This is a genomic window from Bacillus sp. ISL-75 (assembly GCF_018613095.1).
On record NZ_JAGGQX010000035.1, the window covers coordinates 16652 to 41410 of the forward strand.

The 24759-nt window shown below is 39.9% G+C and carries 24 protein-coding genes and 1 pseudogene; 22 read left to right on the forward strand and 3 right to left on the reverse strand.

All coding sequences use genetic code 11. The features are described from left to right. The first annotated feature begins 108 nt into the window (after positions 1-108). The 8 genes and pseudogenes from J7E63_RS15355 to J7E63_RS15385 form a co-directional block, all read left to right on the forward strand. Positions 109-1308, forward strand: coding sequence for a phosphoglycerate dehydrogenase (locus J7E63_RS15355; RefSeq protein WP_214716760.1), 1200 nt, complete (start codon positions 109-111; stop codon positions 1306-1308). Between the two features lie 131 nt (positions 1309-1439). Further along, on the forward strand, positions 1440-1565 hold the full coding sequence (locus J7E63_RS30170) for a hypothetical protein (RefSeq protein ID WP_285289942.1): 126 nt from the start codon (positions 1440-1442) through the stop codon (positions 1563-1565). A gap of 125 nt (positions 1566-1690) precedes the next feature. After that, the gene (locus J7E63_RS15360) at positions 1691-1837 is read left to right on the forward strand and encodes a hypothetical protein (protein WP_215013820.1); all 147 of its coding nucleotides are present in this window, start codon (positions 1691-1693) and stop codon (positions 1835-1837) included. Positions 1838-1953: 116 nt separating this feature from the next. Beyond that, positions 1954-3201 (forward strand): allantoate deiminase, encoded by a 1248-nt coding sequence (gene allC / locus J7E63_RS15365; RefSeq protein ID WP_215013828.1) that lies wholly within the window; start codon positions 1954-1956, stop codon positions 3199-3201. A gap of 146 nt (positions 3202-3347) precedes the next feature. Continuing rightward, positions 3348-4904, forward strand: coding sequence for a phytoene desaturase family protein (locus J7E63_RS15370; RefSeq protein WP_251033558.1), 1557 nt, complete (start codon positions 3348-3350; stop codon positions 4902-4904). 294 nt (positions 4905-5198) lie between these two features. Further along, a complete protein-coding gene (locus tag J7E63_RS15375; RefSeq protein WP_215013832.1) occupies positions 5199-5348 on the forward strand; it encodes an SRPBCC family protein in 150 nt (49 codons plus the stop codon). Positions 5349-5350: 2 nt separating this feature from the next. Next, positions 5351-5665 (forward strand): SRPBCC domain-containing protein, encoded by a 315-nt coding sequence (locus tag J7E63_RS15380; protein WP_215013834.1) that lies wholly within the window; start codon positions 5351-5353, stop codon positions 5663-5665. 81 nt (positions 5666-5746) lie between these two features. Continuing rightward, positions 5747-6337 (forward strand): annotated as a pseudogene (locus J7E63_RS15385) (aldo/keto reductase); the annotation flags it as partial. Positions 6338-6382: 45 nt separating this feature from the next. Here J7E63_RS15385 and J7E63_RS15390 read toward each other — a convergent pair. Further along, positions 6383-6538 carry a hypothetical protein gene (locus J7E63_RS15390; RefSeq protein WP_215013836.1) on the reverse strand — a complete coding sequence of 52 codons (156 nt, stop codon included), beginning with the start codon at positions 6536-6538 and terminating at the stop codon, positions 6383-6385. A 262-nt stretch (positions 6539-6800) separates the two neighbouring features. Here J7E63_RS15390 and J7E63_RS15395 point away from each other — a divergent pair, with 262 nt between their 5' ends. After that, positions 6801-8345, forward strand: coding sequence for a glycoside hydrolase family 3 protein (locus J7E63_RS15395; protein ID WP_215013838.1), 1545 nt, complete (start codon positions 6801-6803; stop codon positions 8343-8345). A 35-nt stretch (positions 8346-8380) separates the two neighbouring features. Further along, positions 8381-8878, forward strand: coding sequence for a glycoside hydrolase family 3 C-terminal domain-containing protein (locus J7E63_RS15400; protein ID WP_215013840.1), 498 nt, complete (start codon positions 8381-8383; stop codon positions 8876-8878). Positions 8879-8998: 120 nt separating this feature from the next. On the opposite strand, the gene J7E63_RS15405 is transcribed toward J7E63_RS15400, so the two are convergent. Further along, complete coding sequence (locus tag J7E63_RS15405) at positions 8999-9136, reverse strand: hypothetical protein (RefSeq protein ID WP_215013842.1); 138 nt, start codon at positions 9134-9136, stop codon at positions 8999-9001. Between the two features lie 603 nt (positions 9137-9739). On the opposite strand from J7E63_RS15405, the gene J7E63_RS15410 reads away from it, so the two are divergent. The 9 genes from J7E63_RS15410 (at position 9740) to queE (ending at position 18098) form a co-directional block, all read left to right on the forward strand. Continuing rightward, the gene (locus J7E63_RS15410) at positions 9740-10774 is read left to right on the forward strand and encodes an ROK family transcriptional regulator (RefSeq protein WP_374193741.1); all 1035 of its coding nucleotides are present in this window, start codon (positions 9740-9742) and stop codon (positions 10772-10774) included. A 44-nt stretch (positions 10775-10818) separates the two neighbouring features. Next, a complete protein-coding gene (locus tag J7E63_RS15415) occupies positions 10819-12051 on the forward strand; it encodes an MFS transporter (protein WP_215013846.1) in 1233 nt (410 codons plus the stop codon). A 204-nt stretch (positions 12052-12255) separates the two neighbouring features. Beyond that, a complete protein-coding gene (locus tag J7E63_RS15420) occupies positions 12256-12645 on the forward strand; it encodes a cupredoxin domain-containing protein (protein WP_215013848.1) in 390 nt (129 codons plus the stop codon). Positions 12646-13218: 573 nt separating this feature from the next. Continuing rightward, positions 13219-13926, forward strand: a complete 708-nt coding sequence (locus tag J7E63_RS15425; protein WP_215013850.1) for a DNA alkylation repair protein — start codon at positions 13219-13221, stop codon at positions 13924-13926. Positions 13927-14260: 334 nt separating this feature from the next. Further along, complete coding sequence (locus J7E63_RS15430) at positions 14261-14836, forward strand: hypothetical protein (RefSeq protein ID WP_215013852.1); 576 nt, start codon at positions 14261-14263, stop codon at positions 14834-14836. A gap of 135 nt (positions 14837-14971) precedes the next feature. Then, positions 14972-16030, forward strand: coding sequence for a PrsW family intramembrane metalloprotease (locus tag J7E63_RS15435; RefSeq protein ID WP_215013854.1), 1059 nt, complete (start codon positions 14972-14974; stop codon positions 16028-16030). A gap of 209 nt (positions 16031-16239) precedes the next feature. Next, the gene (gene queC / locus J7E63_RS15440; RefSeq protein WP_215013898.1) at positions 16240-16893 is read left to right on the forward strand and encodes a 7-cyano-7-deazaguanine synthase QueC; all 654 of its coding nucleotides are present in this window, start codon (positions 16240-16242) and stop codon (positions 16891-16893) included. A 3-nt stretch (positions 16894-16896) separates the two neighbouring features. Beyond that, positions 16897-17373 (forward strand): 6-carboxytetrahydropterin synthase QueD, encoded by a 477-nt coding sequence (gene queD, locus J7E63_RS15445; RefSeq protein ID WP_215013863.1) that lies wholly within the window; start codon positions 16897-16899, stop codon positions 17371-17373. Beyond that, on the forward strand, positions 17370-18098 hold the full coding sequence (gene queE, locus J7E63_RS15450) for a 7-carboxy-7-deazaguanine synthase QueE (RefSeq protein WP_215013871.1): 729 nt from the start codon (positions 17370-17372) through the stop codon (positions 18096-18098). The genes queD and queE overlap by 4 nt, the downstream gene beginning before the upstream one ends. 130 nt (positions 18099-18228) lie before the next feature. On the opposite strand, the gene J7E63_RS15455 is transcribed toward queE, so the two are convergent. Beyond that, positions 18229-18645, reverse strand: a complete 417-nt coding sequence (locus tag J7E63_RS15455; protein WP_215013873.1) for a DUF1284 domain-containing protein — start codon at positions 18643-18645, stop codon at positions 18229-18231. Between the two features lie 486 nt (positions 18646-19131). On the opposite strand from J7E63_RS15455, the gene J7E63_RS15460 reads away from it, so the two are divergent. The 3 genes from J7E63_RS15460 to J7E63_RS15470 all read left to right on the forward strand — a co-directional run bounded on the left by J7E63_RS15460 (position 19132) and on the right by J7E63_RS15470 (position 24626). Continuing rightward, entirely contained in the window at positions 19132-19824 is a 693-nt protein-coding gene (locus J7E63_RS15460) for an aspartate/glutamate racemase family protein (protein ID WP_215013875.1), read from the forward strand. Positions 19825-20478: 654 nt separating this feature from the next. After that, the gene (locus tag J7E63_RS15465; protein WP_215013877.1) at positions 20479-22017 is read left to right on the forward strand and encodes an NADH dehydrogenase subunit 5; all 1539 of its coding nucleotides are present in this window, start codon (positions 20479-20481) and stop codon (positions 22015-22017) included. Further along, entirely contained in the window at positions 22014-24626 is a 2613-nt protein-coding gene (locus J7E63_RS15470; protein ID WP_215013879.1) for a DUF2309 domain-containing protein, read from the forward strand. The genes J7E63_RS15465 and J7E63_RS15470 overlap by 4 nt, the downstream gene beginning before the upstream one ends. Positions 24627-24759 lie beyond the last annotated feature (133 nt).

Sequence of the window (24759 nt, forward strand, 5' to 3'; positions counted from 1 at the left end):
ATTTTAAAAATCAAGTAGATACAGATTTTAATAAAATTTGACCATTTCCGCTTGCTTAATGAATTTAGGGAATTTCAAACTATCATATAAGAATAGAGGAGATACGAGATGAGCACAACAACACTAGACAAAATGAAAACAATCAAAACGTTAAATAATATCGCTGAGAGCGGGCTAAATGTATTCAATAAGGATCATTTTACGATTGACAATGACAGTGAAAATCCTGATGCGATTGTTGTGCGCAGTTTTAATATGCATTCACTAGAATTAGGTCATAATGTAAAGGCCATTGCACGTGCCGGAGCGGGTGTTAATAACATTCCGGTTGAAAAATGTACAGAACAGGGAATTGTGGTTTTCAATACCCCTGGTGCGAATGCGAATGCTGTAAAAGAAATGGTTCTTACTACATTGATGGCTTCATCCCGAAACCTTTTTGACGGCATAGCATGGACAAAGACATTAGAAGGCCAAGGTGACCAAGTACCGAAGCTAGTTGAAGCAGGTAAGAAACAATTCGTTGGAAAAGAAATTAAGGGGAAAACGCTGGGAGTAATTGGTTTAGGCGCCATCGGAGCACTTGTAGCGAATGATGCCCTTGATTTAGACATGGACGTGATTGGTTTTGACCCGTTTATTTCTGTTGATACAGCTTGGAATTTGTCTAGAAATGTTCAGCGCGCGATGACGATTGAACAGTTGTTTGCTAATTCTGATTATATTACGGTTCACGTTCCATTAACCGATGACACAAGAGGAATGTTTAACCAAGCAACCTTTAGCATTATGAAGCCTGGAGTTCACATTTTGAATTTCTCACGCGGAGAGCTTGTGAATGAAACAGATATGGCAGCAGCGCTTGAAGGCGGCAAGGTTGGTAAGTATATTACAGACTTCCCAAATGAAAATGTATTGAAAATGAAAAATGCAATTCCAATCCCTCATCTAGGTGCATCTACGCAAGAATCAGAGGAAAACTGTGCAATTATGGCTGCTCGCCAGGTGAAGAATTTTCTGGAAACCGGAAATATCAAGAACTCAGTGAATTTTCCGAACGCATCCATACCTTATACAGGAAAGAAACGTGTGGCAGTATTCCATAAAAACGTTCCAAACATGGTTGGACAGCTTACACTAGCTATTTCAAGCTATAATTTAAACATCGCAGACATGATTAATAGAAGCCGTGGGGAATATGCTTATACGATGATTGACATTGACAATAAAGTAAATGGCGATATCATTCCTAGTTTGCAAGAAAAAATCGATCAAATCGGTGGAATCGTAACCGCACGTATTATATAAACAAAAAAGTTCAAGGTCCCATTAATAAAATTAATGAGGCCTTGAACTTTTTTTATTTCTGATGTTTTTCTTTGATTAATTGTATCTTGATTTTTGTCTGTTTTATAATCATACTTGCTGGGGTCAAAAGCATGGCCATTTCTAGTGGGTTTTTACTTCCGCTTGTTCTGTTATTTGGGATATTTATTGCTCTTATTAACATACACGTAAAAGACCCAAGGCTGCAGGGATTTATGCGGGATATTAATCAGGTATAAGGACGAGAATTGTATACCGTAATTACTCCATTGCAAATATTACGTAAGATAAGGTAACAAAAATGGAGACTCACAAAGATAATTGTATTAAATTATCTATATATAAATATTAGGGAGGGCTTGATATGAGCACGAATGACAAAGTTCTTTTTGCTGGAGATGTATATACGATAATATACGATTATAAAAATGGTCTGTACGAAATTAAAAAAGAAGATGAACGCGGGAAAGTGGTATTGGTTACTGAAAATGACATAAATAAGTTGTTTTAATTTTTATAAGAGGTACAATCGACTCTAGAGTCTATTTTCTTTAAGGAAATAGGCTTTTTTTTTAGTAAAGGAAACATAACATAACATTACATAACTATTTTTGAGGAGTGAAGTAGATGGCCGTTCAAGGAGACAAACAGTTTTTGAAAAAAGGTTATGTGGGAGTAATGATTGAATGGCTTGCTTCGTTTGGAAAAACGGAGAATGGGGGTGTGACAAGACTTTTGTATTCTCCATCCTGGCTCGATGCGCAGCTGGCGTTAAAAAGTGAAATGGACCAATCGAAACTAGAAACGTATTTTGACAGTGTCGGAAATTTATTTGGAAGATTACCAGGTACAGAATCCAATAGGAAAACCATCTTGACCGGCTCTCACATCGATACGGTAGTCGATGGTGGGAAATACGATGGTGCATATGGAATCATTGCCAGTTTCATCGCTGTATTAAGGCTATTTCAAACCTTTGGTTACCCAAAGAAAACGATAGAAGTTGTCTCTTTATGTGAAGAAGAAGGGAGTCGTTTTCCACTCGCCTTTTGGGGGTCGAGAAATATTAGTGGTGCCTACAACCTTGACCGAGTGAAAGAGGTGAAGGACCCTGAGGGAATTCCATTTTTAGAAGCGATGAAACAAGCGGGGTTTGATCCGGAAAAGTATACACCTCCAGTTCGGGATGATGTGGAACGGTTTGTGGAGATTCATATTGAACAAGGAATGATTCTCGAGAAAAGTCAGAATCAAATCGGGATTGTAACCCATATTGTCGGACAACGCCGTTATTCGGTTCAAATCAAGGGAGAAAGTAACCACGCGGGGACGACTCCGATGCAATATCGGAAGGATGCAGTTAGCACAGCCGCCCATTTTATTTCTTTTTTAACAGAAAAAGCGCAAGTTGTTGACCCGCAATTAGTCGCTACGGTTGGAAGATTAAACGTCAAACCGAATGTACCGAATGTTGTCGCCGGTGAGGTAGAGTTCAGCCTGGATATTCGACATCATCAGGAAGCTGTGATTGACTATTATTATGACGTGATTTTCGCGGAGTTTAAACGATTCGCAGAAAACTTAAATATGGAAGTGACCATCTCCCAGTGGATGGATGTAAAGCCGGTTAAGATGGATGGGGAGATGTGTATGTGGGCCCGTGAAATTGCAGATGCGAAAAACTACCGTTATCAAGAAATGATCTCAGGTGCTGGACATGATTCCCAAGTATTTGGTCCCGTCTGCGCCACTTCCTTACTATTTGTACCGAGTAAAAATGGAATCAGCCATTCTCCAAAAGAATTTACGAGTTTGGAAGAGTTAGAAACAGGAATTGAACTATTTACTGAACTTTTATATAAACTAGCCTATTAAAGGGAACTAAAGGAAGAGACCGCATAAAAAATTTTAAAAAATGTAATAGATTTAGTACTTAGTATCCATCCTCCAGAATATCTTTTTACGTAGATATGGCTTGATCCTATTAAAGGAGAGATATGATGGATAACTTTGATGTCATTATGATTGGAAGCGGCCATAATGCTTTAATTACCGCTGCCTATTTAACGCGGGCGGGTCGCAGCGTTCTAGTTTTAGAAAAAAATGATCGCCCGGGCGGATTTCTGCGCACCGAAGAGCTGACGCTGCCAGGTTTTAAACATGATGTGTTTGCTGCTGCACATCCTCTCTTTACAACCGGATCAGCCTACGCTGAACTAAGAGGGGATCTAGAAGCACGCGGGCTCCGATACATAAATACGGACCTGCCGACCGGTGTTTCGATGGAAGACGGACGAACGGCTGTCCTGCCTAGTTCCTTTGAAGAGCTCATCGCTGAGGTGGAACGGCTGGCTCCCGGTGACGGCGCAGCTCTGGCCGGTATGTTTGAACAGCTAAATCCTTATGTCAACGATGTATTTGGATTATTCAATATGGATCTCTCCAGTCCTGAAGCCGCACCGATCCTGAAGCGCTTGCTTCACGAAGGGGGCGGGGCGGGCTATTCGCCTTTCGCTGCCTCGCTAGTTTCAACCGCCCGTAATACCGTCAGTTCTTTAAAGTCACCAGTGACGCGGGCGATGTTGGCATCCTGGGTCACACACCTTGGCCGCACGCCGGATGAAGTCGGAAGCGGGATTTGGGTACCGCTGACGGTGATGGCACTGATGGGCGGCGGGATGCCGATACCTGAAGGCGGCAGTGAGAAACTGGTTCAAGCATTATCTCAACTGATAAAGGATCAGGGCGGCGAGATTCTTACGTACACTCATGTCGAGCGAATCTTAGTGGAGAACGGTCGAGCGATTGGCGTCCGAACCGCAATGGGGAAAAAGTATCGTGCTAAGCAGGCAGTCGTGGCCTCAACCACACCTGATCAGCTCTATCTCTCGCTCTTGGCCGATTCGGAGATTTCACCACCACTTCGGGCACAAGCGAAACAGTATCGCTACGGCAGAGGCTGCGTCCAAATTCATCTAGCACTAAGTGAGCCGCCAAACTGGCCAGATAAACGGTTTAACCGTGTCGGGCAGCCGCATCTAACAGATGGACTGGACGGATTTACTCTAGCGATTGCCCAAGCGGCGGCCAATCTGCTTCCGTCCAACCCTACCTTTACGATCGATTGTTCTACCAATCTCGATCCAACGAGAGCACCGGAAGGAAAAGCAATCATGCGCATTCAAGTGCTAGAAGTGCCCATCCGTCCACGTAGGGATGCGGCTAACCTTATCGATGTCGGAGATGGTACATGGACGCATGATTTAACCGAGCGGTTCACAGAACGCGTGCTAAATTTGGTGAGCAAGCATATACCAAACATCCCAAGTGCGGTAATCGGAAAATATGTCGTCACACCGGACACGATTGCCAGGTTTAACCCGAACTCGGGACCGGGGGATCCATACGGCGGGGCACACGATTTAGCGCAAAGCTATCTTCTTAGACCATTACCAGGGCAGCCGGGTCATCAGACGGCTATTCCAAATGTGTATATGCTTGGTGCCGCAACCTGGCCTGGACATGGAGTGAATGGCGGATCAGGTTATATAGTTGCTCAGCGGCTACTCTCACAATAAAATATCTGAAAAGAGTAAGACCCTATTTCCCAATGGAAGTAGGTTTTTTTTACTACAAATAGGAGAATCAGAGATGAATTCTTCATCATGATAGTTGTGAAAGACAAATTTATTGTTTTTGCTGCGAGATTTGTCCTTCATACCACTTAGACGGCCAATCATAAAAAAAGGAATGATAATAAAGAGCAGGTATCTGTTCCTTAAACAGCATATTCAGTTCCTTTTAACCATTCACAATCCAATTGAATACATATAATTGATTGTAATTTTTGTGGTCAATTGGAGGGGGAAACAGTGAAACTCGAGTACGAATACACATTCGGGCTGCCAAGGAACATTGTTTGGAAATATATCAAGGATGAAAAGGTGCTGCAGAGCTCTCTCCCTGGATGTAAGTCTTTTTCAGAAGTGACAGAGGTATATACAAAGCTGAAGTGGAGATAAAAATGGGTCCCATTCAAGATCACTTTGTCCTCGAGATTCGACTCCATGAGAAGAAGCCATCCTCCATCATTCTATTACAAGTAATTGGAAGTGGTAATATCGGAGAAATTTCCGGTAAAGCTGAACTTTATTTTAATGATCAACAAGTTTCGACCCGACTAAACTGTAAAGCTGAAGCACAGGTAACAGGTGCCCTTGCTTTGGCAGGTCAGCGGGTGTTAGAGGGTGGAGCTAATAAGGGTTTGGAGACGTTTTTTCAAAAAGTAGAAAAGGAAATAAAGAGGAGTCTTTATTATTTGAAAAAAAAGGGCAGGTGAAAAGGGTTCCTTTAGTCGAATCGATCTCTATTCCTGTATCATCATGGTGGGAAATGTAAATTGGCAATAATAAACCAAGGAGCAGTCGCAAAATCACTGGAAAGATTGCAATTGGATTATTTAGACTTGTATTTAATACATCAGCCATTTGGTGATGTATACGGTTCTTGGCGTGCGATGGAGGAATTGTATCGGGAAGGTAAAATCAAGTCTATCGGAGTGAGTAACTTCCATCCAGACCGCTTGATCGATTTAATCATTCATAATGAAGTGATTCCTGCTGTTAACCAGGTGGAAACGCATCCTTTCAACCAGCAAATAGAAAGTGCACAATTCATGAAAGAGAATCATGTGCAAATACAGTCTTGGGGACCTTTTGCTGAAGGTAAAAATGATATCTTCCAGAATGAAGTGTTAGTTTCAATTGCGGAAAAGCATAATCAATCTGTTGCCCAGGTGATTTTACGTTGGCTGACACAAAGAGGAATCGTTGTCATTCCAAAGTCTGTTCGCAAGGAAAGAATCATCGAAAACTTCAATATCTTTGACTTCGAGTTAAGCCAAGAAGATATGGAGAAGATCTCTACGTTAGACACGAAACAGAGCTTGTTCTTTTCACATAGAGATCCTGAAATGGTGAAATGGATTGGTACAAGGAAACTCGATATTTAATTATAGAAAACAAGGCTGTCCCATTTTTATATTGGGGCAGCTTTTTTAATCTCGCATTGCTCCTGCCTCTCGGGAAGTCATTGCACCTTGTCCTTGGCTTACATCTTTTTGAATTTCTTGTTTTACTTTTTGTGCATCAGTTCCGGCAAATTCTGGTCTCATAATAGAACCCACATTTTCTTTAGCTTGTTCCTGTTGCATAGAATTCCTCCGCATTTTATTATTTAACAATATTATTATTTACAAAAAAACACTCGGTATATCCAGAAGATTTGATCGGTTTTCACTAAAAGGTAAGGGCTCTTTCCACTAAAGGGTGCAATTCGCCTACATTTTTCCACAATTCTTTCGTTTTGCTTCGCGTTGAGAGGATAATTTCTTCTAATAAGGAAAATATTAGGTAGAAAATGGAGACTAAAACATCAACCAACATGAAAGATTGAAATGAGGGAAATTAATCAATTTGAAACGAAGAAAGGCTCTCACTTATTTAATTACAATGGTTTTATCCTTTCTATTTATCATACCTTCGGTGGATGCCCAAAATGTTAACCCAGAGGTCTTGGCACGAGTAAAAGAAACATTCACTGTCAATGGAAAAGTATTTAAAGATTTAAATTCAAATGGAAAACTTGATGATTATGAAAACTGGGAGATACCAGTAGAAAAGCGAGTCGCTGATCTTGTATCCCAAATGACACTTGAGGAAAAAGCCGGCCTAATGATTATTCCTGAATTTCATGAAATTGAAGGGTCAAAGATGGAACAGCCAAATAATATGATTGATCAACATGCACGGTATTTTGTTTATCGTAAGACACCTAGTGCTGATGTTATTGCCAATACAAATAATATACTACAAGAAAGGACTGAGGGAACAAGATTAGGAATACCGGCAGTTCTTATTTCAAATCCCCGAAACCATTTCACTATGATCGCCGATATTACAGATTTAAAAAAAGCAAAGGATTACTATGTAACCGCAAAAGATGGTTCTGGTCAATTTACCATATGGCCAGATTCCTTAGGACTCGCTGCAACCCGTGACCTTGATTTGGTTAGAGAATTTGCTCAAATTTCACGAAAAGAATGGACATCTTCTGGTCTTCGTAAAATGTATGGCTACAATGCTGATGTTGCAACACAACCGTTATGGCCAAGGATTTTAGAAACATTTGGAGAAAGTCCTAAACTTGTTTCAGATATAAACTATACGTTAATCAAAGGTTTTCAAGGTGAAGAACTTGACAAAACCAGCGTTTCTTTGACAACAAAGCACTTTCCTGGTGGGGGATCAAGATATTTGGGGAAAGATCCGCATTTTGAGGAAGGAAATTTTAATATTTATCCAACAACAGGTAGCTTGCAAAAGTATCATCTGCCACCGTTTATAGCAGCCATTAAAGCTGGAACAACTTCAATACTACCTTACTATGCTTATCCAAGTAATAAAAGTGCAGATCAAGGCCTTTCTCCCTATAACGAAAAACAGCAATTTGAAGAAGTCGGTTTTATTTTTAACAAAGCTTTTATAACCGACTTATTGCGTGAGAAACTTGGTTTTAAAGGATATGTCAACTCAGATACGGGGGCAATAATTGATATGGCATGGGGTGCTAAACAATTGTCGAAGGAAGAAAGAATTGCTAAAGCAATGGAAGCTGGAGCAAATATTTTTTCCGGACAGAATGATACACAGCCATTAATAAATGCAGTAGACCAAGGTTTGGTAAGTGAGGAGAAAATCAATCGATCCGTGGCATATTTGCTCACAGAAATGATGGATTTAGGTTTATTTGAAAACCCCTATGTGGAACCGAAAAGGGCACTTCAAGTGGTAAATAATCCGGAATCAAAAGAAAAGGCAGATTTAGCCCATCGGAAGTCTATCGTGTTATTACGCAATGATCAGAATCTTTTGCCCCTAAATGATAAAAAAATAAAAGATATGAAACTTTATGTCGAGTCGTTCCCAGCGGTGAACAGAGTGCAAATACGATTGCATTAAAAAAAACCATTCAGAAATATGATCCGGACATCACTTTGACGGATCATTTGGAAGAAGCAACACATGCACTTGTTTGGATAAAACCCAAACAAGATCTTCTTTCAAAGCAACCATTGATTTCCATAGGACCGGATACGCATATTCATAAAAAAAATTGGATTATCAAAATACAGAAAACTGTACCGATTATTACTGCCATCAACTTTAGTAGTCCTTGGCTGATTCAAGAAATTGAACCAAATGCAGCCGCTGTCATTGGAACGTTCGGAGTGAAAACGGAAGCTTTAATTGATGTGATTCGTGGGAAATTTAATCCGACGGGAAAACTGCCTCTAACAATTCCAGCAAATCAGGAAGCCGTAGCAAACGACAAGATGGACGTACCAGGCTTTGATGAAGCCCCTTCCTATGTATACCAAGCAAAATCAGGTGACAAGTATCGTTACGGTTTTGGACTATCCTATAAGACAAAGTATAAGGATGCAAAGTCCGGGGGTATCGGTGAATTCTTGAAGAGTATCTTCAAGAATTAAAAAAAAGTGGGCCAAAAGGCAGGAACCAGGTTGTCTCAAAAGTCATTAAAATGAATCTCACATTCGATGAAATAAATTATAAAATATAAAAAATTCCAATCAAGGTATTCTTGAAAGGAATCACGTTTGTTTTTTGTTTTCAAGTTTTGATTTTATGTTGTTATTTTGAGATATGATGATACTGCTAAATATTGTTGTTGCAATAATGCTTAAAATTGAAAAAAAGACAAAAGCAGCAAAGTTGGTATTATCACGCATAACAGTTCCTCCCTTTATGTTAGGTATAGTTTGTTTTAAACATTTAATAATTATTCGTTATAAATACTTCGAGTATTAAATGGAATAGAAGAGAAGGTGCTTGTTCAATTAACGAGCAGTTATATACAGTATCAGCAACAAAACGTTCGAATGGTGCACCATTTATCTTTGTTTATATGTATATGTAGGAATTAGTTGCATTATTGTGGGATTTGGTTTAAGTTCACTTAGTTTTTATGAAGTTAAAGATGGTATAAAATTTATATTTGAAGAGCGAAGTAAGATAAACAAGGTAGCCTTTTTCTTTACCATATTTGAATATGTAACAGGGTTATTTTTGTTTGGAATACTACTCATATTGTTTGGAATATTTGCTATTGTAATGAATCTTTTTTTTGATACTGGCTTGTTTAACTAACGAGTGCGATTGCTCAACAAGGGTAGTCGCTTCTTGTGCTTATTATGGGCACTATTCCATTTATAATCTCCATTGTTTCCGGTAAAATGATATGCTATATTATCAACATGACTTATTAAAGAGATTTAATAAGTTTTTTCTTTGATACTTATTAAAGTTCTTTAATAAGCCCATATTAATAGGCGGTGACCCTTATGAGCACGACTCCAAAATCGATGGGGAAGGAAATCCTTCGCGGTATTCGTAAATCTCTTTTAGAACTTGGCAGTGCAACAAAAGTTGAACTTAGCGATAAATTAGAAATTAGTTTCCCTACCATAAGTAAATTCTTAACCCAGATGGAAAAGGACGGTGAACTGATTCCAGTCGGTCTCGATGATTCGAGTGGTGGAAGAAGGGCAAAAAGATATACATATAATCCAGAGTATATGTTAGGTTTGGCAATCTTTTTAGAGAGGACAGAGACAAATTATATTGTCTTTAACTGTTTAGGTGAAGTGAAGGATGTTGGAAAAACCTCAAGTCTATTGGTAGATGTAGATTTAGGATTATTAACCGACTGTGTTGAAGAGATCAGAGAGAAATATCCAAAAATTAGTTGTGTATCCATTGGTGTACCTGGTTCCGTGGAGGATGGACGAATTATTTATATACCAGGGTATGAACACCTTCAAAACTTCGATTTGAAGGGATACTTGGAAAGTCGTTTCTCAATACCTGTTGTAATAGAGAACGATATGAATGCGGCGGTGCTTGGATATTACGATAGTAAGGGAAATAAGAAAAATAAATCTCTTGTTTATTTATATTCAGGTCAAAATGGTCCAGGTGCTGGAATTATGGTAAATGGAGTCGTGGTACGAGGTAGCACTAATTTTTCAGGAGAGGTTTCATTCGTTCCACAGTACGATGACCAAAATTTTGGCCAGGCTTTGCAAAATGAAAACAGGCCTAAGAAAGCATTTATATGTGAGGACTATGAGGTCGACGCCATTAGCAGGTTAGTAGCTTCCTTTGTAGCTATCATTAATCCTTATACAATTATTTTTTGTGATGATGAAGTCAACCAATTTATCCTAGACCAAATTTTAGACCGAAGCGCAAAGTATATTCCAGCAGAGCATCTTCCAAAACTTATAATGAGTGATTGGAAACAAGATTATTTATTTGGATTACAAAGTCTAGGTCTTGATCTCATGATCACCGGAATAAACAGCTAAGACAAATCAATACCTATTATAAAAAATTAAAAGGCGGGGTTATAATGGCTACATTCTTTTTAGTAATTATCTACTTGGCTTTTATCAGCTTAGGCTTACCTGATTCATTGTTGGGAGTGTCATGGTCTTTGATGCAATCGGAACTTGGAGCTAACTTTGAGACAGCCGGATTGCTTTTTATGACAATCGCTGGGGGAACGATCATTTCCAGTTTTGCTAGTGGAGTTTTACTTAAACGCTTCGGAACTGGCATTGTCACATTTTTAAGTTGTTTAATGACTGCTGGAGCACTGCTTGGATTTCATTTTGCTCCTTCGCTTTTTTGGTTATTTATTTGTGCTGTACCACTTGGGTTAGGTGCTGGTGCAGTTGATTCGGGATTAAACAATTATGTAGCGTCACATTACAAAGCACAACACATGAGTTGGCTTCATTGTTTTTGGGGAGTTGGGGCTACGCTTGGTCCCGTTATTATGGTTCAGTTTATTTCAGGGCAACATTCTTGGAGAAACGGGTATCTTGCCATCGCTGGTCTGCAGTTTGTATTAGTTGTCATTCTTTTCTTCACTTTGCCTTTATGGAATAAGGTTAGAGGCAACAGCATTGTGATCTCAACTAATGAGACAGAAAATACAGATGATGGATTATATAGAGCAGATGCTAAAAGTCGAAAACCTTTGCAAATTAGGGGAGTTAAGCTAGCTTTGGTATCTTTCTTGTTTTATTGTGGTGCAGAGGCAACGATGGGACTTTGGGGAAGTAGTTTCCTGGTAAATGTTAAAGAATTATCCGTAGATGCAGCGGCAAAGTGGGTTTCCTTGTATTACGCGGGTATCACAATCGGAAGATTTATTACAGGCTTTATTACCTTAAAAATAAGTAACCGTATGCTTATTCGGGTAGGGCAAATAATAGCATTAGCTGGTGCTGCATTCCTACTCCTACCATTGCCGTCCACTTTCTCGCTTGTCGGCTTTATTATGGTTGGATTAGGATTGGCACCGATATTTCCGTGTATGTTGCATGAAACGCCAACACGATTTGGGCAGGAACATTCCCAAACAATCATGGGGTATCAAATGGCCGTTGCTTATACAGGAAGTACGTTCCTGCCGCCTCTTCTTGGTTTCATTGCAGCACACTCGACAATAGGAATCTTCCCATTTGTCATTGCTGGTTTTATTGCAATAATGCTCTTGGGTTCCGAAAAATTAAATATCAAATTGAATAGAAACAATGTATTAACTGTAAAAAAGAAAAACTCCACAGTAATTTAATGTATAAAGGGGTTTCCGTATTCAGTAACCTGCTATTAATTGAAGAAGAATGGAGTCCTGAAGATCGTCATTAGAGTCGCTCTTTTTTCTTTGTCGCTGTTTCAGATAAAAGAGTTACTATTTGATGCACGTTGGAACTCAAATTAAAGTGATAAAATTGAATCAATTGGAAAACAATAGTGCTTAGGAAAGGAGGGATTGAGAATGTCTGTGAAAAAGTGGTTAACTGGATTGGTCGTTATGCTTGCGATGATTGTAGGTATGACAACTCCAGGCTCACTCGATGTATTCGCTGAATCCAGCGTCGTAACACAGCCTGTTGAGACAGTGAAAGCGATTGAGGTCGAGTTGAACGATGATTACTTTAATCCGAAAGTCATCACTATTCCGAATGGAAAAACGACAAAGTTGATATTGAAAAACCAAGGTAAGAAAGAGCACACCTTCACAGTGGAAAAGCTCAGTATTGACACCGAAGTCCAGCCGGGAAAAGAAAAAACCATTACCGTGAAACCGAAAAATCCCGGTACATATGACTTGATATGTAGGTACCATTTCAAGGAAGGTATGGCTGGAAAAGTAATTGTCAAATAACAAGCAGGGCCAATCGGCCTTGCTTGTTTAAAAGGCAACACTGGAATGATTCACAATTTTTATTTCAAAGACAGCCAGTATACCTAACTGGCTGTCTTTGCTCATTTTTTAACCTTGCGACAGGGATTTTCTGTCAACTGCCTCCGGTTGTTTTTCTAACCATCTATATTTAACCAAAATTTTGAAACAAAGAGCACCGGCTTGAGTTGCATGGTTAAATACACTTTTGTAGTATTGCCATACTATCACCCATATACTGATGCCAAAGAGCAGAAACCTCCGCAGCGGATAATTTGTTTCTCTTTGTTTTCCCGAAAATCCCCAAAAGAAATTCCCTCCTGTTACTCTCAAGTTTTGTTTCGTTCATTCCAAAATTATTTTATGGTATTTTTTGCGAAGTATACAGGTTTCCTTTTTTATCTAAAAAAAACACATTATAGTAGCCTTACTCTATTCACTTCGCTTAATTCATAGTAAAATTTATAAAAATGGGTGTAGTTGAATGCCATGATCAAAAGGATAAAAAGTAGGATTGTTCATTTTGATGGATGAAAAGGAAGGAAGTGCAAAACGATGGATTTCGAAATGGTTATGCAGGAACTGGAAGCGCTTGGCAAGGAACGAATGAAAAAAATATACATAAGCAATGGAGCACACGAGCCGGTTTTTGGGGTGGCTACAGGTTCAATGAAGCCGCTTGCAAAGAAAATTAAGAAAAATCAGCCTTTAGCCGATCAGCTTTACGCCACTGGGAACTATGATGCCATGTATTTTGCCGGCATCATTGCGGACCCAATGGTAATGACTGAGGCTGATTTTGAGCGTTGGATGGATGGGGCGTATTTTTATATGCTTTCCGATTATGTGGTTGCTGTAACGTTGGCTGAAACTGATATTGCGCAAGATGTTGCCGATAAATGGATCGCAAGTGGTGAAGAACTTAGAATGTCGGCAGGCTGGAGCTGTTACTGCTGGCTTTTGGGTAATCGACCGGATAGTGAATTTAGCGCCAGCAAGATTGCCAGTATGCTTGATCAGGTGGAAAATATGATTCACGATGCTCCTGAACGAACAAAATCCGCCATGAATAATTTTATCTACACAGTCGGAATTTCCTATTTGCCGCTCCATGATAAGGCGGTTGAAACTGCAAAGGCTGTAGGACCAGTAGAAATCAAGCGCGACAAGAAAAAAAGCAGTATTCTGCTTGCTTCCGAAAATATTCAAAAGGAAATAGATCGAGGGAAACTTGGTTTCAAACGCAAATATGTCAGGTGTTAGCCTAGTATGTAGTGTAACTACTCTAACTGGGAATGAGAGCTCCATACATAATGTATAGGCTTTAAAACAATAAAATAAAAAATGGCTTAGTATTCACTGTACTGAGCCATTTTTTTATGCCGAATATCCTAAGTAAAATTCAAAATCATTGAGGCTGCATTTTCGAATACACGACAAATTATTCATTCTATTATGGGACTATATAATTAAAAACCATGAAAGGTGAGGAATTTTGGAAGAATTAGCAGGATTTTTGATTTTAATAAAGGAATATACTATATATAATTTTGAATTATTCATCAATTCTATCAAGTTATGAAAGAGGGTATACGATATGATTGAAAATTTCTTTGCTGATTATAAAAACTATATTGTTGTACCGGTAGATGAAAAGCATGTTGGAAATGAAGTATTTGATCCCAAAAATTTTGAAGCCTATTATATACTAACACTGTCCATTTTTGATTCCCGTTTATCGACCTGGAAAGATGCAAGTAAATTTGAAATTGATGTTGAAAAAAGTATCAAAATAGTTCTGAGGGATTTCAATCAAATCGAGCGTGAGAAGTACCATCTTCAATTACTAGAATTTGATAAATATAAAAACTATTTTATCTTGGCCCTTTCTTCCAAAACAAAATTTAATCCAGGGGAAGAAAAGGATCGTATTAATGATCTCATTGATAAAAAAGTAACGAATCCATTTTATGTTGGGCAAAATTGGTTCAACCTCATTGGTGATAAAGGAAGAGTTGCCCGTAAACTCTTTTGCTGCTCCTTTAAGGAATATATGGCCCAGGACCAAAACCATTTAAAAAGGGAAGAAAAATATGAAAACATCAGTGAATTCATCCCTAAAAAAGGTGAAATGAAGCTGATTAAAAGCTCGTTGAAAAAGGATGTTCTCTAACTGCACAGGTAACCGGTGACTTGCCTTGGCAGGTCAGCGGATTTTCGTGGATAGAACGTGTATTCAAATAATTCACCTATTATTGGGCATCCTCTATTTGAGGATGTTTTTGCTAACCAAGAGGGGTGAAGTTTTTTGAAATGCCCGCAATGTGTTTATACCAATCCAGATGGTGTGAAATTCTGCTTAAGCTGCGGAGAAAAGTTTATTAAAAATAACACACAAGAGAATGAAAATAGCTTTTTTTATGAGTTTGCCCATTACGTTGATATGGTCCCAAGATTCCAACGATCGATTGAACCAAAATTTCAAAACATATTTTCGCGTGTTTTCCATAATCATAGCGAACTGGAAGCGGACCGGCTGTTTATCGTAGGAACTGCGCTTACGACACCAAAAATTTCGGAAGTGAAGGACACCTGGCCAAAACCATGGCTTTTTGCAAGGGTATTTATCATTTCGCTTCTTGCATTCGCAGGATTTTACCTAGGTGTGAGCTATTTTAGAAATGTGAATTTTATACCAGGACTCATTATTGTTGGTGCTTTTGCTGTTCCGTTTACAACATTAATCTTCTTCTGGGAGATGAATGCTCCGCAGAATATTGCCTTTTATCGAGTGATATATGTCGTGATGATCGGTGGGATTCTCTCCATGTTAGTCGCACTCGTATTTTTCGATATATTGAAAAACAATATCAATCCGATAACGATTGGAATTGCTGAGGAACTTGCCAAAGCGATAACAGTCATTACGTTTGTTCGATACCGAAAATATAGATATATTCTAAACGGCCTTCTCATTGGTGCTGCAGTTGGAGCCGGTTTTGCCGCGTTTGAAACAGCTGGATATGCTCTAAGGGCACTGCTTTCTGGGGATGGTGCAACTCTCTACAACACGATCCTATGGAGAGGGATCTTTGCACCCGGCGGGCATATTGCCTGGGCGGCACTGACTGGTGCAGCATTCTGTAGAGTACAAGGCGACCATCCATTTAATCTTAACATGCTATTCCGCTTTAGGTTTTTACGCGTCTTTATCTTAGTGGTTTTGATGCATGCATTATGGGACACTCCTATAACAGGAATGTTCCCCTTTGGACAGATTTTTCTAATGCTAGCTTCATGGGTAGTTGTCTTCCTGCTTATCCGTGCTGGCCTTAAGGAGATTGGAGAAAGAAAAGTAATGATTTAAGAAGAACAACAAATAGACTCGAAAAATGTCGACAAATAGGTGAAAAAATTGATAAAATGGTTTATAATCATTTAGTCATTTAAAATTATATAGTTCGCATTTTGCGAAAGTGGTTCTAGCCCCCCACATTAAAAAAACTAAGATGAAGCAGCACTTCTATCTTGGAGTGCTGTTTTTTTCTATTTGAAAGGAAGTATTTGATATACATGTTGAAAAATGAAAAGGCAATTGTTGTGTTTAGTGGTGGACAAGACAGCACCACTTGTTTATTTTGGGCATTAAAGCAATTTAAAGAAGTAGAAGTAGTTACGTTTGATTACAATCAACGGCATAGTTTAGAAATTGAATGTGCCAAAAATATAGCCAATGAACTTGGTGTGAAACACCATATTTTAGATATGTCCTTATTAAATCAACTAGCCCCTAATGCATTAACACGTTCAAATATTGAGGTGACTGATGGCGGCGAAGGGGAACTGCCGTCTACATTTGTGCCAGGCCGTAACCTGTTATTCCTGACTTTCGCAGGTGTTTTAGCACGTCAGATCGGTGCTAAGCATTTAGTCACCGGTGTTTGCGAAACAGATTTCAGCGGGTACCCAGATTGTCGTGATATTTTTATCAAATCACTGAATGTCACTTTAAATCTATCGATGGACGATAATTTTGTCATTCATACGCCATTAATGTGGTTAAACAAAGCAGAAACATGGGCGATGGCAGACGATTTAGGCGCGTTTGAATTTGTTCGTGAAAAAACATTAACCTGCTACAATGGTGTGATTTCGGATGGATGTGGAGAGTGTCCAGCTTGCGTCTTAAGAAAAAGAGGGCTTGATGACTTTCTTAATGGGAGGTTTTAAACGATGGGTTTCAGAATCGTTGATAAACTTCAAAAGATAAATGAGGACATTCAACCTCATCAATTAAAATATCATTCAAAGCGTGTACTAGTGAGCAAAGAGTTTACTTTTGATGCTTCACACCACTTGCATTGCTATGAAGGGAAATGCAAGAATTTGCACGGCCATACGTACAGAGTTATTTTTGAATTAAGTGGTTTTGTTGATGAACGCGGCTTAATGATCGACTTTGGCGATATTAAAGACATTTGGAAAAATGAAATCGAAATCTATCTTGATCATCAATACCTAAACGAAACCCTTCCATCGATGAATACAACAGCTGAAAACATGGTTGTCTGGATATATGAGAAAATGAAAGATGCCTTAGCAACAGAAGATCGTAGGGACCAATATCATGGTGCAAGAGTGGAATTTGTCCGTCTGTTTGAAACTCCAACAAGCTACGCAGAAGCGAGAAGGGAGTGGATGGAGGAATGAGTAAGATTCCTGTATTAGAAATTTTTGGCCCAACCATTCAAGGAGAAGGCATGGTCATTGGTCAAAAGACAATGTTTGTTCGGACAGCCGGCTGTGATTATTCATGCAGCTGGTGTGATTCTGCCTTTACATGGGATGGCAGTGCCAAAGAAGATATTCAGCAAATGACCGCTGAAGAAATTTGGAATGAATTAAAAAGAGTCGGTGGGGACAATTTCTCGTTTGTGACGATCTCAGGGGGAAATCCGGCGCTGTTGAAAAACTTAGATGTGTTTATCGATTTATTAAAAGAAAAAGACATCAAAATTGGCATCGAAACACAAGGCAGCAGATGGCAGGACTGGTTCTTAAACGTCAATGAACTGACCATTTCACCAAAGCCGCCGAGCTCTAACATGGTAACCAATTTTGAAATATTAGATTCTATTTTTCAAAATTTAAACGACAATGATTTTAAACATCAAGTGAGTCTAAAAGTAGTCATCTTCGATGATGCCGATCTTGAGTATGCGAAAATGGTTCATAACCGGTATGCGGATATTCCTTTTTATCTCCAGGTTGGGAACGATGATATTACGAATTTCAATAATAATGAATTGATTCAAAAACTACTGTTGAAATATGAGTGGTTAGTCAATTGTGTGGTTGCTGACCCTCAATTGAATGATGTAAAAGTATTACCGCAATTGCATGCACTTCTTTGGGGAAATAAGCGGGGAGTGTAAGGACAGGGACCATGAAGGACCATGGGATCATGGGGACGACGGTTCTACTGGCTTTTTTGGACAAGGAAAGAGATTAAAAAAGGCCAAAAGAACCGTCCCTGTGGGCATGTGGGCATTGAATAGATGAAGTTTATTGAATTTTTCTTAAGCCCTTCCCATCATGAATCTCTCGAATACCTTCCTCGCAAACCCCGTAAGAACGCCAAGAACAAGTTTCACAGACAATTTGAATATCGGCGGGGATGACATGTTCTAGGATACGGGACTCAATATCCTCCCATCTAAGAATTTGTCCGATTTTAAGGTTCATTTTGTCTAAAATAACGGCATCTCTTTCATCTATCTGGTCGTCTAGGCAATGGTATTCACCTGAATTAGGGAACTTTTCACACAACTGATCTGGTCCCTTTACAAGCAGAATCAACGTTTTTGGGTTGGTTCTCAAGGTTTGATGCAAAAGCGTCATATTTTCCACGTATTCTTGGGAATAGCCCATTCCCCGATAGCCTAGAAGGCAAAAAAGATGATGTCCTCGCAGCTTATACATTATTCTCCCCCAGTTTGTTTACTCCCTTTTGATTTTAAAAGTAAACTATAATTGTAATTTGGTTAACATCTATAGGGTTTATCATACCAAATCAATCTAACCGATCCAATTGAAAATTTATTTGCCGTGGTAACTCCTATTAAAATGAAATAATTAAAAAGAGCAAGTTGCGTTCAGAGGATGCATTAGTTAAGACTTTAAAAGGGCGTATAAAGGCAATGGAAGAAGAGAACAAACAATTAAAGGATCAAGTGCAAAAGTTATATGGCAAGCTATTTTAACTCCTTGAATTTCCGAACATATAATGGTTATTTTTCAAATTGAAAAGGTACTTTTTATGTTGAATGACAATAATATTGTTTAAAAAAATCTAGTCGTGTTGTTCCATTAAAGGGCCAGATTGTGGAATAAAGAAAGGGATTTTTTATAAGAAGTCGAAGTTAATCTTAAGGACAAATAACAAAAAAGCAATGGTGGGGATTAAACATGAAAGTCATTGGCCTTATTGGTGGAATGAGCTGGGAATCTTCTGTTGAATATTATCGGATTATTAACGAAGAGGTGAAAAGAAGATTAGGAGGGCTACACTCGGCAAAATGTCTTTTATACAGTGTTGATTTTGAAGAAATTGAACGTTTTCAGTCAAACGGTGATTGGAAAAAAGCCGGTGAAGTCTTGGGTGATGTTGCACTTTCCTTGGAAAAAGGGGGAGCTGACTTTATTGTCATTTGCACCAATACTATGCACAAGGTTATAGATGATATACAATCAAAAATCAATATACCCCTTTTGCATATAGCTGATGCAACAACAACGCAAATTAAAGAACAAGGAATTAGTTCTATAGGATTACTTGGCACAAAGTACACGATGGAACAAGACTTTTACAAATCACGTTTAGAGTCCAATGGTATAAACGTGCTTGTGCCAAATGACAATGAGAGAGAGATTGTGAACAAGGTTATTTATGATGAGTTGTGTTTGGGTAATGTTCATCAGGCATCAAGGGATTATTATAAAAAAGTTATCCAAGGTTTAATCGAATCCGGAGCTGAAGGAATTATATTAGGCTGTACAGAAATTGGATTATTGATCAAATCGGAGGATTCCGATGTTCCTCTATTTGACACAACTTATATACATGCACGTGAAGCGGTAAATATGTCCTTAAAAAAATAACGATTTTTCCGGTCCTATCGCATTCTTGATTTTGGGCAATCGGAAGCATTTCTAGAGCAAGAAATGCGCTCTTCTTAATGAATCGGGCGTGATTGTATAACAAGACAAATTAAAAAAGTCGATTCCTTAAAATATTAAGAGAATCGGCTTTTAAGGTTGAAAATCTGCTTATCGTACAAAATTTCCACATAATGTTAGTGGCACATTGAATGGAAATGAGGTTCTCGTTCCTTGAAATTCACAATAAGTAAGTTTGGACCAAATTTTAACTTGACAGAATGTTTGATAAATAGTAACATTACTACCATAAATTAATTGTTTAATTGATTCTCTAAATAAATAGATTACTTTAGCATGAGGTTAATAACTTTCTATTGACTATATGAAAAAGTAAATATATATTAAAGAGGACAACTGTAATTATACTTCCTTATTGGAAGAAAGAAAATTACATAATTAGGTAGACTATTAAAAGGCCTGGCTGGGCCCGTTAAAAGTAAACCGACAATTTTCAAAGTTTAATGGATTTAACCATTATGCTTAAAAAAATTGTCGGTTTTTTTGTTTTTAAAAATAAAACAGAAAGGAATGTAGCGTAATGAAGGAAATCGGTCAAAGTCATATTTTCGGAATGATGGTTCCTTCCATAAATCGATGGGGGGAAGTAAAATGTTAATTTCTCTGCCAGAAATATTTTTTGGATTGCTTGTCATATCGGTGCTTAGCGCGCTATTCCTGTTATACCCAAGGGTTCCGCTGTCTTTTGTTCGGCTTCACGTCGGTGTTACATTGCTGCCCCCGATCGCTGCCCTGCTGGCCCTTGTTACGAACAATGAGACCATGATTTATGGCCCTTGGCGGCTTGATTCCTTATCATGGCTGCTGGCTTTGTTTGTCCTTACCATCGGTTTTATCGTGCAGCGCTATTCTGTTCGTTACTTACTCGGTGATCGTTCCTATCGAAAATATTTTGCTCTACTGACGATTACTACTACTGCTGATTCAGCTGTCTGGCTAAGTAATGACCTTCGCCTGCTGCTGGTTTGCTGGGGGGTTACACTCCTAGGACTGACTTTGCTTATAAGATTAAAAAAAGAGTGGAGTGTTGCTAGAAACGCTGCTAAGCAATCCGGCCGTCTGTTTGCACTAGGCTGGCTTATCCTGTTGGGAGCTGTCATCTGGATCACCCAAACCACAGGGCATTGGCAGCTGTCGCTCGTCCTCACCAAAAGCAGTCTTGCACAGCTTGATTCATGGGAAAGGACTTGTATTAACCTGCTACTAATCTTGGCTGTCGTGATTCCGGCAGCACAATGGCCTTTCCAACGCTGGCTGTTAGATTCAGTAGTGGCTCCAACGCCTGTCTCCGCGGTAATGCATGCGGGATTAGTGAATGCAGGCGGAATTATCTTGACTCGATTTTCACCGCTTTTTAGCGGAGATATAGCCCAAATTGTTTTGCTTCTTTTGTCCAGTGTTTCAGTCATGATAGGGACGGGAATTATGCTGGTCCACGTTGATTATAAACGGCAGCTGGTCGGGTCTACGATTGCACAGATGGGGTTCATGTTAATCCAATGTGCATTAGGTGCTTATTTGGCAGCCATTATCCACGCTGTCTTACATGGTCTATTCAAATCAACCCTTTTCTTACAGGCTGGCTCTGCGCTTCATCACCACGAGGAGCCAACCTCCGGGACGAACCAGCCAACATCATTATTATGGACAATTACTGGCGGGATTTTAGGCCTCCTGGTGGCAATTGGTCTTTGGATGTCTTCTCCTGGAGAGGGTTATAAATTGATAAGCGCTCTTACCTTAGGATGGTCAGTTTCATTTGCCTGGACCCAGCTCGTGGCTTTTGGATCCGGACGTATCGGGCGTATAGCAGGATTTTCTTTGTTTGCAGGAGCGGCAATTGTATACAGTTTGGTACATGATGCTTTTTATGGTGTGTTACAAGATACAATCCCGAAAGGAATTCAACCACCGGCACCAGCAGCCATTTTGCTACTGATTACCTTATTGGCCGGAAGTGCTGCAGGTGTACGGCTGGCTCGTCATCGTTCATCAACTGCCTATGTTCTCATTTATCTTTGGCTTGTACGATTAGGTGAGCCTCAAAATGATTTGGTCGAAAGTCATCCTAAGCATTTGACACAATCATTCTTTAGAGGAGGTCATTTACGATGAATACAACATTAGCAAAAACATTACATTGGGAAAAGCTGCATGATACCCTCGATTTTGATCTTAATGACTTGGTGAAATCCGCCAGCAGCGTCATTGTACCGCTCGGGCCTATTAACACATTTGCAGCACGCAACCCCTGGGTAGGCTTGGAGGGACAACCGTTTGAAAAAATGGCACGCCGGCTCAAAGATACTTGTGATGTAGATATCTACCCCAATGATTCCGTATTTCAGTCTGCACGGGATCGAGGAGAGATTCATCAGGATTTTTTAGAAAAGGGATTTCAACATTGGCTAAACTCACAGTCTTTGGAGTTGCCGCGTGAGGTCGCAGAGCGGTTTTGCCGGGCTGCACTTTTACAGAATCAACCATATTCAAGTACTTTGGAAGCACCTGAGTTAAAAAGCATGGCAAGAAAACTAAACCGTTTTACATCCCAAATGACAGAAAATCATTCGGTCAAAACCTATAGTCAGCGCTTGGAACAACTGGGAAGGGTGAATGCAGCACACGAACTTAACAGCCATATGATCAAGTGGTGTAAATTGTTTTTGGATAAGTCCCAGGCTGTCTGGTCGATGCCTAATCGGGAAGAAGGTTTCTATCATGCGTGGCGGAAACTAGTCCAGCATGACCCGGCACTTAGCCGTAAGGTACGTAAACAACTAAGTAAGCTGCCGGTAGAAGCAGACGCTGCCTTAATGGAAGTTTTGCTCGAATTCGAAATTCCTTTTTCAGAAATCCAAGACTATTTTGAAGCACATTTCCTTGCTTTGCCGGGCTGGGGGGGAATGATGCTTTGGCGCTCACAGCAATCAGCCGAAGAAACTTCACTGCTACTTGACTATTTAGCTGTACGAATTTCGATGGAATGGGCTTTAGTTAAACCCTGTCTTCCCTTGCCTGAAAAAAGAAATGATAAAGTAAATCTAGAACCAATAATTGCAGCTTGGGCGGAATGGGGGAACCTGCCAATCAATGCTTGGTTACAGTTATCCTCTACAGAAATAAAGGCACGTTTGGCCCTTGCGTATCGTTTTGATAAGATTCTACGCAATCGGCTTTTGCTTGAAGCATGGGAAAAAACATATGAAGACCAATTGAAGACGATGATTACATCCCAACAGCCTGCTGTAGCCGCAGAAAATGTAAAGCGGGCACTCGCTCAATTTGTATTTTGTATTGATGTGCGTTCAGAGCCTTTTCGCCGCAAACTTGAAAAAGCAGGAGATTTTGAGACCTTTGGAACAGCAGGCTTTTTCGGATTGCCGATTGAAACCTGCGAGCTTGGCAGTAACCACACGCATAACTCTTTGCCGGTAATGTTTAAACCGCAATACAAAGTAAAAGAGTTTTCACCAGAGTTTGAATCCTTTCAACAACGGCATCAGGTAGTCAGTTCACTCGGTTATACATTTAAAACGATGAAACTTAATTTGGTTTCCAGCATGGTGCTTCCGGAAATTAGCGGTCCCTGGCTCAGCCTGCAAACGCTGGCTCGCAGCTTTATGCCTCGGAGTGCAGGCCGGACATTAAGTAAATTGCTCGAAACATGGCTGCATAAACCATCCACGGAACTCTCGCTTGACTATACGCAAAAATCGGAAACAGATCTGCCAATTGGATTTTCTGTGAAAGAAAAAGTACACTATGTACGGCAAGCACTAAAAATGATGGGACTCACCGATCAATTTGCACCACTAGTGGTTATTTGCGGACATGGAAGTCACAGCACGAACAATCCATATCGTTCCGCACTCGACTGCGGTGCATGCGGAGGAGCATCAAGCGGATTCAATGCACGGGTGCTGGCAGCCTTGTGTAATCTTCCAAACGTAAGGAAGAGCCTCGAAACAGAGGGAATTATCATTCCGAAAGATACCGTTTTTGCAGCCGCCGAGCATATTACCACACTTGATGAATTACGTTGGCTTTATGTTCCGGAACTATCAGTTGAAGCTAAGGAGGCATTTAAACGTGTCCAAGCCGAGTTGCCAAAGGTGAGTGAGGAAGCCAATGCAGAGCGGATTCCGCAATTGCCAAATCTCGGAACCCATCTCAAGAATCCGAAGGCTGAGGCGCAGCGCCTTTCAGAAGATTGGAGTGAGGTCCGTCCGGAATGGGGCTTGGCACGTAACGCTGCGTTTATCATTGGGGAACGCCGGCTGACCCAAGACTGCAATCTGGGAGGAAGAGTTTTCCTCAACAATTATAACTGGAAGAAAGATAAAAACGGTGCTATTCTCGCCAACATTATTTCCGGGCCGGCAACGGTAGCTCAATGGATTAACCTGCAATATTATGCATCTACTGTTGCCCCTCATTATTATGGCAGCGGGAATAAAACAACCCAAACCGTGACAGCCGGTCTCGGGGTCATGCAGGGGAACGCCAGTGACTTATTATCTGGACTTCCCTGGCAGTCTGTTATGAAATCTGATGAAGAGGCATATCATGAGCCACTGCGTTTGCTGGTGGTCATCCAAGCACCGAGGGGCTATGTGAAACGGATGCTGGACCACGATCATGCCTTTCATCAAAAAGTGAAAAACGGATGGATTCGGCTTGCGTCTATTGATCCGGAAGGACACTGGGAGAGTTGGTCGTAACCTCTTTCCCGGTTTATATATATATGTCTTGTGTGAAGGCTGCTTTTCTTTCCGGCGCTTTTGTAGCAATGGTACCTAGATTTCCGAAAGAAAGTCGCCACATGGGAGGAAAAGATTGTTTTTTTAGAATATT